Source organism: Lwoffella lincolnii (genome assembly GCF_037201985.1).
Taxonomy (GTDB): Bacteria; Pseudomonadota; Gammaproteobacteria; order Pseudomonadales; family Moraxellaceae; genus Psychrobacter; species Psychrobacter lincolnii.
This window is the reverse complement of sequence record NZ_CP147511.1, coordinates 1,352,856-1,368,253: the sequence shown is the minus strand read 5'-3', so window position 1 is coordinate 1,368,253 and position 15,398 is coordinate 1,352,856. Positions and strand designations below refer to the sequence as shown.

Annotated in this window: 14 protein-coding genes; 9 read left to right on the top strand and 5 right to left on the bottom strand. The window is 43.4% G+C overall.

The features are described from left to right. Position 1: 1 nt before the first annotated feature. The 3 genes from WDM69_RS06155 to WDM69_RS06145 all read right to left on the bottom strand — a co-directional run bounded on the left by WDM69_RS06155 (position 2) and on the right by WDM69_RS06145 (position 2,118). Positions 2-406 carry an ExbD/TolR family protein gene (locus WDM69_RS06155; protein WP_078306843.1) on the bottom strand — a complete coding sequence of 135 codons (405 nt, stop codon included), beginning with the start codon at positions 404-406 and terminating at the stop codon, positions 2-4. A gap of 49 nt (positions 407-455) precedes the next feature. After that, positions 456-1,025, bottom strand: coding sequence for a MotA/TolQ/ExbB proton channel family protein (locus WDM69_RS06150; RefSeq protein ID WP_338755124.1), 570 nt, complete (start codon positions 1,023-1,025; stop codon positions 456-458). Between the two features lie 79 nt (positions 1,026-1,104). Further along, the gene (locus WDM69_RS06145) at positions 1,105-2,118 is read right to left on the bottom strand and encodes a TonB family protein (protein WP_338755123.1); all 1,014 of its coding nucleotides are present in this window, start codon (positions 2,116-2,118) and stop codon (positions 1,105-1,107) included. 598 nt (positions 2,119-2,716) lie between these two features. On the opposite strand from WDM69_RS06145, the gene WDM69_RS06140 reads away from it, so the two are divergent. The 3 genes from WDM69_RS06140 to WDM69_RS06130 all read left to right on the top strand — a co-directional run bounded on the left by WDM69_RS06140 (position 2,717) and on the right by WDM69_RS06130 (position 6,962). Continuing rightward, positions 2,717-4,138 (top strand): ATP phosphoribosyltransferase regulatory subunit, encoded by a 1,422-nt coding sequence (locus WDM69_RS06140; RefSeq protein WP_338755122.1) that lies wholly within the window; start codon positions 2,717-2,719, stop codon positions 4,136-4,138. A 149-nt stretch (positions 4,139-4,287) separates the two neighbouring features. Next, a complete protein-coding gene (locus WDM69_RS06135; protein WP_078306840.1) occupies positions 4,288-5,577 on the top strand; it encodes an adenylosuccinate synthase in 1,290 nt (429 codons plus the stop codon). A 383-nt stretch (positions 5,578-5,960) separates the two neighbouring features. After that, positions 5,961-6,962 carry a hypothetical protein gene (locus tag WDM69_RS06130; RefSeq protein ID WP_143823263.1) on the top strand — a complete coding sequence of 334 codons (1,002 nt, stop codon included), beginning with the start codon at positions 5,961-5,963 and terminating at the stop codon, positions 6,960-6,962. 125 nt (positions 6,963-7,087) lie between these two features. Here WDM69_RS06130 and WDM69_RS06125 read toward each other — a convergent pair whose 3' ends face one another. Then, on the bottom strand, positions 7,088-8,032 hold the full coding sequence (locus tag WDM69_RS06125) for an ATP-binding protein (protein WP_205760103.1): 945 nt from the start codon (positions 8,030-8,032) through the stop codon (positions 7,088-7,090). Positions 8,033-8,129: 97 nt separating this feature from the next. On the opposite strand from WDM69_RS06125, the gene WDM69_RS06120 reads away from it, so the two are divergent. Next, the gene (locus WDM69_RS06120) at positions 8,130-9,440 is read left to right on the top strand and encodes a protein kinase domain-containing protein (RefSeq protein ID WP_338755121.1); all 1,311 of its coding nucleotides are present in this window, start codon (positions 8,130-8,132) and stop codon (positions 9,438-9,440) included. A 63-nt stretch (positions 9,441-9,503) separates the two neighbouring features. Beyond that, positions 9,504-11,078, top strand: coding sequence for a 30S ribosomal protein S12 methylthiotransferase RimO (rimO, locus tag WDM69_RS06115; RefSeq protein WP_338755120.1), 1,575 nt, complete (start codon positions 9,504-9,506; stop codon positions 11,076-11,078). 35 nt (positions 11,079-11,113) lie between these two features. On the opposite strand, the gene WDM69_RS06110 is transcribed toward rimO, so the two are convergent. Beyond that, complete coding sequence (locus WDM69_RS06110; protein WP_338755119.1) at positions 11,114-11,998, bottom strand: DegV family protein; 885 nt, start codon at positions 11,996-11,998, stop codon at positions 11,114-11,116. A 219-nt stretch (positions 11,999-12,217) separates the two neighbouring features. Between WDM69_RS06110 and pyrH the strand changes: the two genes are divergently transcribed. The 4 genes from pyrH to WDM69_RS06090 all read left to right on the top strand — a co-directional run bounded on the left by pyrH (position 12,218) and on the right by WDM69_RS06090 (position 15,303). Continuing rightward, a complete protein-coding gene (gene pyrH / locus WDM69_RS06105) occupies positions 12,218-12,943 on the top strand; it encodes a UMP kinase (RefSeq protein ID WP_078306834.1) in 726 nt (241 codons plus the stop codon). An 89-nt stretch (positions 12,944-13,032) separates the two neighbouring features. Beyond that, a complete protein-coding gene (frr, locus tag WDM69_RS06100) occupies positions 13,033-13,587 on the top strand; it encodes a ribosome recycling factor (protein ID WP_078306833.1) in 555 nt (184 codons plus the stop codon). Next, positions 13,587-14,384: a polyprenyl diphosphate synthase gene (gene uppS, locus WDM69_RS06095; protein ID WP_078306832.1), complete on the top strand. Its 798-nt coding sequence runs from the start codon at positions 13,587-13,589 to the stop codon at positions 14,382-14,384. Before frr ends, uppS begins: the two co-directional genes overlap by 1 nt. Before the next feature lie 118 nt (positions 14,385-14,502). Next, on the top strand, positions 14,503-15,303 hold the full coding sequence (locus WDM69_RS06090; protein WP_078306831.1) for a phosphatidate cytidylyltransferase: 801 nt from the start codon (positions 14,503-14,505) through the stop codon (positions 15,301-15,303). Positions 15,304-15,398 lie beyond the last annotated feature (95 nt).

Below are 15,398 nucleotides of genomic sequence, written 5' to 3'. Positions count from 1 at the left end.
ATCATGATTGATTCACAAAAGCAATCTTACTTAAACCTGCTTGACTGGCGGTTGCCAATACTTGAGCGATGATGTCATATTGACTTTCTTTATCTGCTCGCAGTTGAATTTGGGGGTCTTTACCTGCTTGGGCTTCTTCACTTAGGCGAGTTTGTAATTGCTCAAGGCTGATGGCTTGACTGTCCCAAAAAATTCCTGAGTCTTTATCAATGCTGATTTGAATGACTTCTGGTGGTTGCTCATTGACGCTGGCACTGGTTTTGGGTAAATCGAGTGGTACGGTTGGGTTTAACACCGTAGCGGTAACCAAAAAAATAATCATCAGCACCAGCATGATGTCAATCAAGGGAATGAGATTCATCTCATTCATGCCTTGACCATCATCACCGTCTAATTGAAATGCCATAATAAATTCCTAATACTGTGTTGGTTTATGGAAAAATGAGCATGGGCAGTCAGTTTGTGGTAGATCGTAATAAGCTTTTTGCCAACAGTTCATGTGAGACATCGTTGGCTTGGTGCAAGGCTTTGCGATTGATACGCAACACAATATTATAAAAAATCACCGCAGGAATTGCCACCGCAAGCCCCAACCCTGTCATAATCAATGCTTCACCAACAGGTCCTGCCACTTGCCCAAGTCCTGCTTGACCACTTTCACTAATGCTATGCAAGGCATGAAAAATTCCCCAAACTGTGCCAAACAATCCAATAAATGGTGCGATTGAAGCGGTTGTGCCAAGGACAGATAAGCCTTTTTCACTGTCAAATCGGTAACGACTGATTTGTTGCAATAAGGTTTGTTCAATCACTGCTTTTTTGCTGTCAGCTGACAGACCCATCAGCTGTGGTTGTAGGGCATTTAGTTGCTCAGTTAAGCCATCTGTCACAACATTTGCCAGCTTTTTACTTTGCAAAATTCGTAAGATTCCGACAACCCATGAGCTAAGTGATAGGGCGAATAAAACGAAAAATAATACTTTGGTGATGGCATCGGTATATTGCCAGTAGTGCATAAAATCCATAAAATCTCCTTAGATATGAGTTGGCAAATATATTGGATAAAATAAGACTTTTTAATCAAGATGCTGACTGTAAAAATGCTTACCTGTGTTCATAAGTCATGGGAATGATGACAATGCCTTTGACAGGTGTGCCATTTTGGGTAAAGGGGCGAAATCTTCCTGAGCGAATCTGTTTTTGTGCCGCTCTATCAAAGCGATTGTTACCAGAGCTTTCAGCGATATCAACTTGGGTGATTTTACCTTGTTTGTCCACCGTTAATTTAAGCAGTACGGTGAGCTGTTCGCCTGGTTCTAGGTGTTGTGTGATGCTATGTGGCAACGTTAAATGTGGTCGATTTCGCCAACTGGCATCACTTTGTGAAAAGGTAATAGGTCGTTGAGACCTTGCCCATTCATCGGCTCCACGTTGCAGTCTTGCCCGCTCATCGGCTTCACGTTGCAGTCTTGCCCGCTCATCGGCTTCACGTTGCAGTCTTGCCCGTTCATCGGCTTCACGTTGCAGTCTTGCCCGTTCATCAGCTTCACGTTGCAGTCGTTCTTGTTCTTGCTGGATTTCCCACGCACTGGGGCGATTATCGACAATTTGACTGGTGATGATTTCAGGCTCAGGCTCAGGTTCAACGACTGGTTCAGGCTCAGGTTCAGGGATTGGCTCAGGTTTGGGTTCAGGCTCAATGACTGGTTCAGGAATTGGCTCAGGAATGGGTTCGGGTTTAGGCTCAATGACTGGCTCAGGCTTAGGCGGTTCAGGCTCAATGACTGGCTCAGGGCTAGACTCAGGTTCAGAGCTAGACTCAGGTTCAGAGACTGGTTCAGGGCTAGGCTCAGGCTCAACAGGCAGCTCTGTCACTTCTTGAATAAATTGCACTTCGATTGGTTTGGGTGGTTCTGTTTGTTTTAATGGCATGGGTGGCATGTGCGACAATCCCACCGCCACGCCCATGTGCAATGCCAAAACGCCAATGACCACTGACATGTTGGTGCGGTTGTTTGTGCTGATGTCTGCTGTGGATGATTGGCGTTCAAACCCTAAATGAGTTTGTGCTTGAGATGGTGTTTGAGAATTTACATTCAATTTTGATTTATTTGCCATTTAAGCCACTCAAATTTGCTTGATGCTATGTTGTTTTATGCGATGCTATGTTGTTTTATGCCATATTCATATATCATGGTTAACCAATATGGCATGCCAGCACCATCATATATGAATATGACTGACATATCATACATGGTGTTGTTAAAAAAAGAAGTCAGCCGACGATATGGGGGTATTGCAAAATAATGAGAATGATAATTATTTATAGAAAATTATATAATAATTTTTTCTATCATTCAACTGTTTATATGGATTTTTAGGTCATGCTAGGTCATGCGTTAGTATTTCTCATCTATAATTTTGTAGTCAGTAGAGATACTCACTTATGCCCTAATCAAGGTATTTTGGTTCTATATTGCCTTAACTTGTCAAAACCATGAACGACTTGTCAAAACCATGAATGATATGTTGATAACACTCAGCATAAATGGGTATGATAAAACTGACGCTTATGCTATCATTCAAGTGTTCAACTAAGCATTCAATATAACCAAACATTCAATCAAAGCCATCATCATGTGTGTTTGCTGATGTGAATGTCGTCAAATCTCACCTTGTTTTGTCCACAGTTAGCTTAAAATCACCCTAAGTTACCATGAATGCACCCAATGCTCATCAACCCACCACCACAGTGCCTATGTCAGACAATCCAGATAACCGTTCATCATTAGTCAATAACATCGCTCATCATGATGCCAATCATTGGTTATTGCCTGATGGCATACATGATGTGTTGTTTGCCGATGCTGACAAACAACAATACCTACGCCATCGCTTAATCAAACAGTTACAAAGCCATGGTTATCAGTTGGTTTCTCCGCCTTTGATTGAATTTACCGAGTCTTTGTTACAAGAAGCATCAGAAGATCTTAAACGCCAAACGTTTAAACTCATTGATCAGGTAACAGGGCGACTGATGGGCGTGCGTGCTGATACCACCCCACAAATTCGACGCATTGATGCCAAGTTTGGGCAAGCATATTTTGCTAAGGCGGTAGCTCGCTATTGCTATGCAGGGCATGTCATTCACACATTGCCCAATGGTTTGTTTGGTTCACGCACCCCTTTGCAGTTGGGGGCGGAGCTGTTCGGCTGTGACACAATAGAAGCAGATTTTGAGTTGCTTGACGTGTTGTATGCGTTGCTGTCTGACTTAAACTTACCCGTCAGTTGGCATTTGGATTTGGGGCATGTGGGTGTGTTTAAACGCCTAAGCGAGCTTGCCAATTTAGACAACGCCACCAGTGAGCATTTGATGCGATGTTATGCCAATAAAGCCTTGCCTGAGTTGGAGCAATTTTGTCATTGCCTTGCATTTGGGCAAGATTTTTATCAGTTGGCAATTCATGGGCATGACTTAGACAAATTGCAGGCACAATTTAGTGTCGATGTGGCAAATGATGTGGTGATTCAGCAGAGTTTGGCAGAGTTACAGCGTGTTTATCAGCATTTATCACAAGCCAAAACCGCTTGTGGGAATAACGTTTGTGATAATCTGCCAAACATCAGTGTGGATTTGACTGAGCTGTCAGGTTATCATTATCATACAGGGTTGGTGTTTAATCTGTATGTGAATAACGAATCGCAAGTGGTGGCAAGAGGTGGTCGCTTTAATGGGCAAATGGCCACTTTAGCCAAGCCAACGATTGATACCATCAAGCCACTAAAACCAGTTGAGCCACCAAGCCAACGGCTTAGCACCCATTGCCAACAAGACCGCCAACAAGAACGCCAACAGCAAAGTCGCCCTGCCATTGGTTTTAGTATGGACGTGACTCGGTTGTTGCCATATTTTACAGATGAGACAGAGAGTTTGGCAAGTCATTGGATTTGGGTGGTGTATCAAGACATACAACAGCTAAATGCCAAACAAGCCGACCAGTTGGCAGATGTCATTGCCAAATTACGTCGACAAGGGCATCGAGTCATCAAGCCATTAACCGCAGTTGATAAACCAGATAACATTACCCACCATTTACACCATCAGCAAGGGCAATGGGTATTGACAAAGATATAAAGATATGATGGGCAAGATATGAGTGATGTTTATTTTTTTAGTGGTTCTTTAGTGGCGTTTGTGCTAATTTTTTGTGGTCAGTTTTAGTCAGTTGTCGTTATTTTTTTTACAGTTTATAGTCATTTCTTGTTGTTATTTAAGGAGACATCATGGGAAAAAATGTCGTTGTTTTGGGCAGTCAGTGGGGTGATGAAGGTAAAGGTAAAATCGTTGATTTGCTCACTGAAAAAGCCGCTGCCGTTGCTCGCTTTCAAGGTGGACACAACGCTGGGCATACCTTGGTGGTGGGTGGTGAAAAAACAGTGTTACATCTTATCCCATCAGGCATCTTGCGTGATGATGTCACTTGTTATATCGGTCATGGTGTGGTGCTTGCTCCTGATGCTTTGTTAAAAGAAATCAAAGAATTAGAGAATAAAGATGTGCCTGTGCGTGAGCGTCTGCGCATCTCTCCTAACTGTCCACTCATCATGCCGTATCATGTGGCATTAGATAAAGCCCGTGAAGCCAAGCGTGGTAGTGGCAAAATTGGTACAACAGGGCGTGGCATCGGTCCTGCTTATGAAGACAAAGTTGCTCGCCGTGCCATTAAGTTTGCTGATTTGTTCCGTCATGATGCCCAAGAAAAACTGCGTAATTTAATTGATTATCATAATTTTCAGTTGACCAAATATTATGGCGTTGATGCCATTGACTTTGATGCCACTTATGAGTTGTTTTTGCAGTGGCGAGATGCGTTAAAGGATTTGGTTGCCGATGTGACAGGTGAACTAAACGAGTTACGTAAAGCAGGTAAACACTTAATGTTTGAAGGGGCTCAAGGTACGTTGCTTGACATCGATCATGGCACTTATCCGTTTGTTACCAGCTCCAATACCACCGCTGGGGGCGTGTCGACAGGCACAGGCATCGGCCCTTTATATTTAGATTATGTATTGGGCATTACCAAAGCCTACACCACTCGGGTGGGGGGTGGTCCATTTCCCACGGAACTGTTTGACGATGTGGGCGCCCATCTTGCCAAAGTGGGTCATGAGTTTGGGGCAACCACAGGACGTGCCAGGCGTTGTGGTTGGTTTGATGCCGAAAGCTTACGCCGTGCGGTGGTGCTAAATTCGCTATCAGGCATTTGTCTGACTAAGCTTGACGTGCTGGACGGACTGGACGAAATTCGCATTGGGATTGGCTATGAGTTGCCTGAAACTGAGTCTGAAGGGGCTTATGATGCTGAGTTTTATGAGTCGGTTACGCCTATCTATGAGACGGTGGCAGGTTGGTCTGAATCAACCGTGGGCATCACCCAATATGACGACTTGCCAGACAATGCCAAAGCCTACATCAAACGCATCGAAGAATTGATAGATTGCCCTGTGGACATCATATCGACAGGTCCTGATAGAGAACAGACCATTGTGTTAAGAGACCCATATGATGCCTGATGTGGTTGCCCAACCATCTAACATTATTAACTATTATTAAGGCACATGTTGGTCAGCAAAAGATTTTGACCGCCATCAGGTGGACATCAATCAGGTACAAAAAATTTAATTCATGTTTAATTGATGATGCTAGGTTATTCTTAGGGTATCTCCCTAATAAAAACTGAGTTTGATGGCAAAATGGCATGAATGGGCGTATAATAAGATGACTGGCATGGGCTGATGGCTCTTAGCCATTTGTTTAATTCTTAGCAATTGATTGACAACTCATTTCATGGATAATTCATGTCAAAGACGTGGAGTGATGTGTCATTAAATCATTAAATAATATATTGTCAGATATTGGCAAAATTACCATAAAGCTAAAACTGGAACTAAAACGTATGAAACTAAAACGCATGAAACTTAAGCATCACACACTCTGTTTGGCTCTATTGACAAGCACCGCCTTTGTATTGACTGCCTGTGGTGGTGATGATGAAAAACTGGGTCGCTCTTTAGGTAAGCGAATTGCTGAATCCTCACAAGACCAAAACACAGGGGTTTTTCTTGACAGTGTGGTGCAGGGGTTAGACTATGTCTATAATGGCAACTCAAGTAAAACGATTAATGGCATGTTCATCTATCCTAAACATGCCAGCAAGGCCATCACCTTTAAATTAGGTGAGATGACACTGGGTTCAACCATGCCAAAATCTGTTGTTACCCCTGCTGATTTAACCACAGAAAGTAACGAAGTGGTTCGTATCCTACAAGTTCTACAAAGTGTTGATAATGACAACGACCTTAAAAATGGCATTGACATTGATAAAGACGTTGCCAAGCGGTTCACTGCTGGTGATTTTCAAACCCTCATTCAACAAAAAGATGATGATAAGTTTGCTGAGCATTTAAAGCCAAAACTCAATAGCAACCAACATGTTCAATCCCCACAAAAAGCACAGCAACATTTTTATGACACGATACAAACGCATGACGCATTCGCCAAATCAACAGAATTGGCAAAACTGGCACAAGCATTTGTGGGTACTTGGCAATCAGATTGCAAAAATGATTTGAGCAATAGTGAAAAAACAATCTTATCTTATAAAATAGGCGACAAACCAAATGAGATTGTAGAAACAAAAACAATCACAACATATGCAGGTAAAAATTGTGTTGATGCTCAATATCATGAGAAAACACAACATTCACCCTTTGTGAACATTGTGTTTGCCAGTGCCAATAAAGACAATCAACAAGTTGTAACCATGCTTCCAAAACCATCTTCCCAATCACCTTCTAAAGAGCAGGTCAGAATGTCGCAATTAATATGGCAAAGCTCAGACCGCTTTATAGAAAGTAGTTTTGGAGACAGTCAACAAACATACACTCGTGTTAAATAGTCAATATTGAATGGTATTGAGACTTAATGGCATTAAGAAAAAACCAAGCCTAAATTCATTTGGGTTTGGTTTTTTATCTGATGTTTTTAAATCTGTGTCAATCTGATAGTGTTAGCTCACCTTTGTTAGCCCAACTGCGTTAGCCCAATTTTCCCCACCCAATCTCTGGCAAATTGATACGCCACTCGCCCAGAGCGTCCGCCTCTTTCACTGGCAAAGCGAATGGCGTTATTTGTGATTTCTTCATTCATGTTTGCCAAATTGATGGTTGTTGCCCCACGGCTGTCTGACAGATGACTATTTGATAGCTTATGCACATAATACCGTGCAATGCTCACATAAGTATCTTGTGTCATCGGTTGAAACGACAGCCAAATCCCAAAGCGGTCAGACAAAGACACCGTTTCATCAATGGTTTCATAAGGGTTGACTTCATCAGTCTGTCCGTTATAGATGTCTCGGTTGTCTTTCATCAGTTGGGGCAACAGATGACGGCGGTTACTGGTGGCATAAACGAGCAGTTTGTCTTGCTCAGAAGACAGTGAGCCGTCTAGCACCGATTTTAACGCCCGATAGCTTTCATCTTGTTTGTCAAATGCCAAATCATCACAATACACCACATAACGCACATTGGCATGTTCTGGTAGGGCAGACACGGCTTGACGTATTTTATCCAATGCTGATAAATCCATGCGAGCCACTTCTATCAACCGCAGCCCATCAGTGGCAAATTGGCTTAATAAGGCACGCACTAATGACGACTTACCACCACCACGAGTGCCTGTCATCAGCACATGATTGGCTGGCAGACCTTGCAAAAACTGGCGAGTGTTGTTGATTAATCGCTGTTTTTGTCGTTCGATACCCAGTAAGTCGCTCAATTGTATCGCTGTTGCTCCAGTGATGTCCATGGTTATTGGTTCAAGATGGCCACCATTGATGTTACTGGCATCTGCCACCCAGCGATACGCCAACACCGCAGGGTCAATGGTAAGGGGCTTGCCAGCGTGAGAAATGGCTTGGCTCAGATATGTGTTTAGTAACGCCAATGTTTGCTCAGGTAGGGTGATGTTGTGAGTATGTTGCATTAATTGTTTTGTCCTTAGTCAAAAAGTCGGTGAGCCAAAAGATTTGTTAAAATGGCATCAGTCTCAATGCGATGGTGTCATGTCAGTAATCCATATGACAGTCAGTAGCCCATATGACAGACTGATGCCAAAGAGCCATGTCAAAGAACCATGCCAAAAGGAAGCCATGCCAAAAAGTCATCTTAACCTTAGCCACCTTAGTCATATGGACAATGCCCAGCAGGCATTACTGGAAGCATTGTCACCACACTTGGTGGCATCGGTGATGTCCATGGACAATGGTCAATTCACGCTGGCATCGCTTAAGCATCATCGGCTGAGCTTAACTTCTGCTGATGGTCAAAAAAACGCCCATCGCATCATGTATCAAGGCATCAGCAGTGGCAACTTAACCGATGGCGTTCAGCGTTATCAACGTGTCATCATTAAATGGCAAATGAAATGGCAACATCAGCCATCACACAGTGATTTTACTTCTCTTAACCCTGATTACCATGATTTTAATATGGATATGAGCTTGGATTTGAATGTTGATTTGAACACACAAATCAAGCGGTTAACTCAGCTAAGCAAAAATAACCCCATATGCACTGATGCTGACATTTGTCGCATTGCATTGCCATTGTATGGTCAATCTGATTTGCCTTTGACGTTAGAGTGTCAGCAAGACAAGCAAATGGGGCGATTAAGTGTGATGCTGTTGCCATATTTTGATATGGGAAGCTTACAACAAATTTGTCATCAATCCCAGTCAAAACAATCAGCCAATGCACAGCAAGCAGACAGCATGTTTATCAGTCATCTTATTTTACAAGCCGCATTGGCTTTACAACAAGTGCATGATGCCAAGCTGATTCATGGTGATGTCAAGCCAAGCAATTTTTTATTAAGTTCCTCGCCATTAAGCTCATCAGCATCTAACTCTAACTTTAACTTTACAGCCTTACCATTGGTTCATATCACCGATTTTGCCCTAGCCCAACCTCAAAGGCAGTTTCACAAGCAATCTCAGTTAACATCGCTGTCTTTGCCCATTGCAGGCACGCCAGCGTATCTTGCCCCAGAATGTTGGGTGGGCAGGGGGGTGAGCATTGCCAGTGATGTGTATGCCTTTGGTTTGATGGTGTATCAGTTGTTAACTCGCACAAGAGCAGGGCAGGCGTATGTCGCATCAAGCATGAGCGATATTGACCGCTCACAAGCAGTTGACCGCTCACAAGCATGGAAAAATTGGCACACCAGTCGCCACTCCGACCAGCATAAAACCTCACTCAAACTCCCAACTCAATGGCAATCTTGGCAAAATGTCATCAATGCTTGTGTTCAATATCAACCCAACAAGCGACCACAAAACATGCAAGCCGTGATAAAATTACTGCCAACAGCGTGATGAATTCACCCAATCCATTTTAGCCAAGCTAACCCAAATTTAAATTTAGCCAAAAGGTCATTTATGTCTAGCCAAGCACGTATTTTTAATCCCAAAGACAATTTTCAAGCCAGCCACCATCAAGCCAATCACAATCAAAACCGCAACATTGTGCAATCTGCCAGTGTCATTACCAAGCAAGCTGAACAAACAGATCAAGGCACATTTGCCTTAAAAGCCACATCTGCCCCTAAAGTTGGTTTTGTTTCTTTGGGTTGCCCCAAGGCATTGGTGGATTCTGAACGCATCATCACCGCACTGACCAAAGAAGGCTATCGTGTTGCCAATGATTATGATGGGGCAGATTTGGTGGTGGTCAATACTTGTGGCTTTATTGAATCAGCCGTGCAAGAGTCGCTAGATGCCATTGGTGAAGCCATCAACCAAAATGGTAAAGTCATCGTTACAGGCTGTCTGGGTAAAGATGCTGAACGCATCAAAACCATGCACCCAGCAGTGCTGTCTGTGACAGGTGCTCACGCTTATCAAGAAGTCGTTACGGCCGTCAACACCCATGCACCCATCAGCCAAGCGGATAAAATCAATACTTACGACCCCAAAATTGACCTTATTAATGATGCAGGCATCAAGCTCACCCCAGCCCATTATGCTTACTTAAAAATCTCTGAAGGCTGTAACCATCGTTGTACATTTTGTATCATTCCAGCGCTTCGGGGCGACTTGGTATCACGCCCCATTGATGAGGTGATGAATGAAGCCAAAGCCTTACAGTCAGCAGGTGTTAAAGAGATGCTTATCATCTCGCAAGACACATCAGCTTATGGTGTGGATTTAAAATATAAAACCAGCTTTTGGCAAGGCATGCCCTTGAAGTCTAAATTTGTTAACTTGTGTCAAGCATTGCATCAATTGGCTCGCCAATCGGGCATGTGGGTGCGTCTGCATTATGTTTATCCTTATCCACATGTCGATGATGTGGTGGCACTGATGAGCCAATTTACCGCTGAGCAAGGGGGTTTATTGCCATATTTGGACATTCCTTTTCAACACGCCAGTCCAAGCGTCCTAAAAGCCATGAAACGCCCCGCCCACGCTGAAAACACCCTAGAACGCATTGGCAGATGGCGACAGCTTTGCCCTGATATCGTCATTCGCTCAACCTTTGTGGTTGGCTTCCCTGGGGAGACTGAAGCAGACTTTGAATACTTGCTAGACTGGCTTGAGCAAGCTCAATTGGACAGAGTGGGGTGTTTTACCTATTCTGACATTGAAGGAGCAGCTGCCAATAATTTGCCCAATCCTGTGCCAGAACACATCAAGCAAGACCGCCATAATCGCTTGATGGCACAACAACAACGCATCAGTGCCAATAAGCTTGCCCAAAAAGTGGGTAAAACCCTAACCGTGTTGGTAGATGACATTGACACTGACGAATCCATCGCCATCTGTCGCAGTATCGCTGACGCTCCAGAGATTGATGGGCATGTTTATGTTGACCACATCGATGCCAGTGTTAACATTGGCGACCGCCTGACCATCACCATTGATGAGGCCAGTGAATATGACTTATTTGCCAACTTTGCAACTGCCAATATCAACCAAAACATCAACCAACAGCCCAATATAAACCAACAGTAAAGCACCAATAACCATCGGATAATGGATTGGCTGGTCTAAAACAAGTCTATTGACATGGGAATGTTATGAATAAATGCCCCTAAGCCCACTGTGTTAGGACCATGGGTGGCGACTGACACAGGGGTAACAGGCTGGACAATCACCTCATTCAATCCAAGTTTATCTTTGACCCTTTGAGCAGTATAGGCAACCAGCTCATGATTGCCCGCATCAAGCAGGTAAGGATAGGCGTGTTTATTTTTTATCTCTTTACCCAAATAATCAATCATCAAGTCAATGGCTTTTTCGATTTTTCTGACCTTTTTGATGGCTTCGATTTTACCGTCTTGTTGAATCTCTAACATCGGCTTGATGTCTAACAAATTTGCAAAAAAACTGGCGGTTGTTTTTAAACGCCCACTTCTGGTCAAATAGGTCAAATCTTCCACCACAAAAAAACAACGATGCGATTGATTTAACGCATTAAGATGGTCAATGATGGTATTGATGCTTTCATTTTGAATAAATAAACGTTGGGCATCTAACGTCATCAAAGCTTGGGTAAAGTTAATTTGCTGACAGTCAAGGAAATGCACGGTCATTGCTGGGTGAATCACTGCCATGTCATCACGCACTTGACTGATGATATGAAAGCTTTTGCTTAAGTGTTGCGAGTGGGTGATGATGATGACTTCATCATAGTTGTCTTCGGCCAATTGGGCAAATAATTGGCGAATTTCATCTTCACTGGCAGGAGCGGTACTCATGGTGGTGTTTGGACTGGCGGTGATGATGTTTTGCAGTCGCTTAATGTCAATGTTATGACCGTCTAAAAAATCAACATTGTTAATTAACAAATGCTGATGAATGGAGCGTACAGAATGGCGGATATCCATATAATCCAAGCAAGAAGTGGAAGTAGATAAGACGATGCGTTTCATGCGATGTTATAGTTAAATTAAATAAATATATTGATGAAATTAACTATAACATATAAAAAAGTGAAGATAAATATCCCCATGCTGTCATATTGGTGGACATCAGAAACAAACGAATGTCATCAGCAATCATGGCTATTAAATTCACCACTTTTTTGTTAAAATTTGTCAAATTTATCCCATCAACTCAATTTCCACACAACTCATCATCAAAGGTGGCTTATGTCTGACAAAAATCCCCGTTATAATCGAATCTTGCTTAAATTATCTGGCGAAGCATTGGCAGGTGGGCAAGGCATGGGCATCAACGCCGATGTGTTGGATAAAATGAGCCTTGCCATTGCTCACTTACGAGGCTTAGATGTGCAAGTTGGCATTGTGGTTGGTGGTGGTAATCTGTATCGTGGCAGTCAGCTACAGCAAGAAGGCTTGGTTGGGCGAGTCACAGGTGACCAAATGGGCATGCTTGCCACCGTCATGAATGGGCTTGCCATGCGAGATGCCTTAGAGCGTCGCAACATCAAAAGCCGCTTGATGTCAGCTTTGCCCATCGGTGAAGTGACAGAAAGCTACTCAAGCCGTAACGCCATTCGCTATCTTAAGCATGGTGAGGTGTGTATTTTTGTCGCTGGCACAGGCAATCCATTTTTTACCACAGACACCGCCGCTTGCTTGCGAGGCATTGAGATTGAAGCCAATTTGATTTTAAAGGCGACCAAAGTTGACGGCGTGTATGACAAAGACCCAAGCACTCATGCCGATGCGATTAAATACGATTATTTAAGTTTTGATGAGGTGCTTGAGCAAAAGCTAGGCGTGATGGACTTAACCGCCATTGCACTGTTGCGTGAACATAATGTGCCATTGCAAGTGTTTGACATGAATAAGCCAAATGCCTTACTTAATGTGGTGATGGGGGAAGAAGAAGGCACAAAAGTCGGTCAGTAACATCACAAAGATATGACACATTTTTGAATGTTTTTATTTTTATCCGTTTATTCCGTTTATGTTTATTCCGTTTATAAAGGAGACAATCTATGATAAACGACATCAAAAAAGACGGTGAAAACCGCATGAAAAAAACCCTAGAAGCGTTAGACACTGCTTTTAGCAAGGTGCGTACAGGGCGGGCCCACCCAAGTATGTTGGGTAGTGTGATGGTGGATTATTATGGCTCACCCACACCTTTAAACCAAGTTGCCAGTGTGAATGTGGAAGATGCCCGCACATTATTGGTACAGCCGTTTGACCGTAGCATGGTACAGACGGTGGATAAAGCCATTCGTGAAGCAGATTTGGGTCTTAACCCCATGACTGCCGATGTCATACGTGTGCCAATGCCAGCCTTAACTGAAGAGACTCGTAAAGACATGCAAAAACTGGCTCGCTCTGAAGCTGAGAACAGTCGAGTCTCCATACGTAACATTCGCCGTGACATGCTTGGTGACATCAAAGAGTTGGCAAAAGACAAAGAAATATCAGAAGATGAAGAGCGTCGAGCAGGTGATGATGTGCAAAAGCTGACTGACAAATACATCACCAATATTGATGATAAGCTTGAGAAAAAAGAAGCTGAATTGATGGAAGTGTGATGAACACTCAGTTGGTCAGTCGCTTGCCTGAGCATTTGCCTAAGCACCATTTGCCTAAGCACATTGCCATCATTATGGACGGCAATAACCGCTTTGCTAAGGCACACGCCATGCCCGCAGGTCAGGGGCATGTGGCAGGCAAAGATGCCCTTGACCCGATTGTTAGACAATGCTTAGCATTGGGCATTGACGTATTGACGGTGTTTGCTTTTTCTAGCGAAAACTGGCAACGCCCTGCCAATGAAGTGGCGTTGTTGATGAGACTGCTTGAAGAATCCATTCATGAGCAAATTCCCAAAATGAATGAACACCAAGTACGCTTGCGTTTTATTGGTGATAGGTCTCAGTTATCAGATAAGCTACAAGTTTTGATGGCAAATGCTGAAGCACAGACGGCTCACTTTACGGCCATGACGTTGGTGATAGCGGTGAGTTATGGTGGTCAATGGGACATTGCTCAAGCTGCCAAACAGCTGGCAAGTCAAGTGGTTCAAGGCAACATCAGCTTACAAAGTATCAATGTTGATAGCATGAGTGAGCATTTGGCACTGGCAGATGTGCCTGCGGTGGACATGCTTATTCGCACAGGTGGTGAGTATCGGTTGTCTAATTTTTTGTTGTGGCAGATGGCGTATGCAGAGTTATTCTTTACCGAGACATTATGGCCACAGTTTTCACCAACTGAACTGGAACGAATGCTCGTTGAGTTTGCCAGTCGGCAACGGCGATTTGGCAGAACCAGCGAGCAGGTGATTGCTGGCAATTTGGTAAACTTAGCACATCAGCGGTCGTCTTAGGATTTTAATGCAATTAAACCAGCGGTTCTTTTAGCTAATCTATTCTCTTAACTGTTCTCTTAACTGATTGTTACTTGATTGATGTTTTTTGAACCCATTAACCATTTTGAGCAATATTATGTGGCAACGCATCAAAACAGCCGTTATCCTAGTCATCATTGTGGGTGTTGCGTTATTTGCCAGTGACACACCTTGGCTATTTGTGCCATTGTTGGCGGTGGGGGTAACCATTGCTGCTCATGAATGGACAAAGCTGATGCCAGCACAGCGTAAGCCCATGCACTTTGTGCTATTGGTGTTGCTATTGACCATGATAAGCTTGCTGTTTCCCAAAGTGTGGCTGATTTGGTGGCTGATGTCCGTGGTGATTTGGCTGATGGCATTAGCATGGGTATGGCAATATCCCACTCGCACTCAGTGGTATGGCAGACGATTAATGACCATGGGGGTGATTATTTTGACCGCTGCCATCACCGCCATGTTTTATTTATGGCAACAGTCACCTTGGTGGCTGATGTATGTGTTTATTTTGGTATGGTGTGCTGACAGTGGGGCATATTTTGTTGGGCGAAAGTTTGGTAAAACCAAGATGGCTCCCAATGTTTCACCAAATAAAAGCATGCAAGGCTTGTATGGTGGCTTAACCGTTGGCATGGGTGTGGCATTATTTATCAGTATGTATTGGCTTAAATACACAGGGTCAGTGCTGTTGGTGTTTATGCTGTTATCAGCAATGACCATCATGGCATCGGTGTTGGGTGATTTATTTGAGTCCATGCTCAAACGGCGTGCTGGTATTAAAGACTCTGGCACTGTGTTACCAGGGCATGGTGGTGTGCTTGACCGCATTGATTCATTGCTGTCTGCCACGCCGATTTTTGCTCTGGGATATTTACTGTTGCAAGTGTTGTCAGTTTGATTCATTTGCCATGATTAAATTGTGATTATGTATTAAGCCATTAATAAGAATTTATTAAGTCATTATTAAAAACGTCATTTAAATTTAAAAAGGTC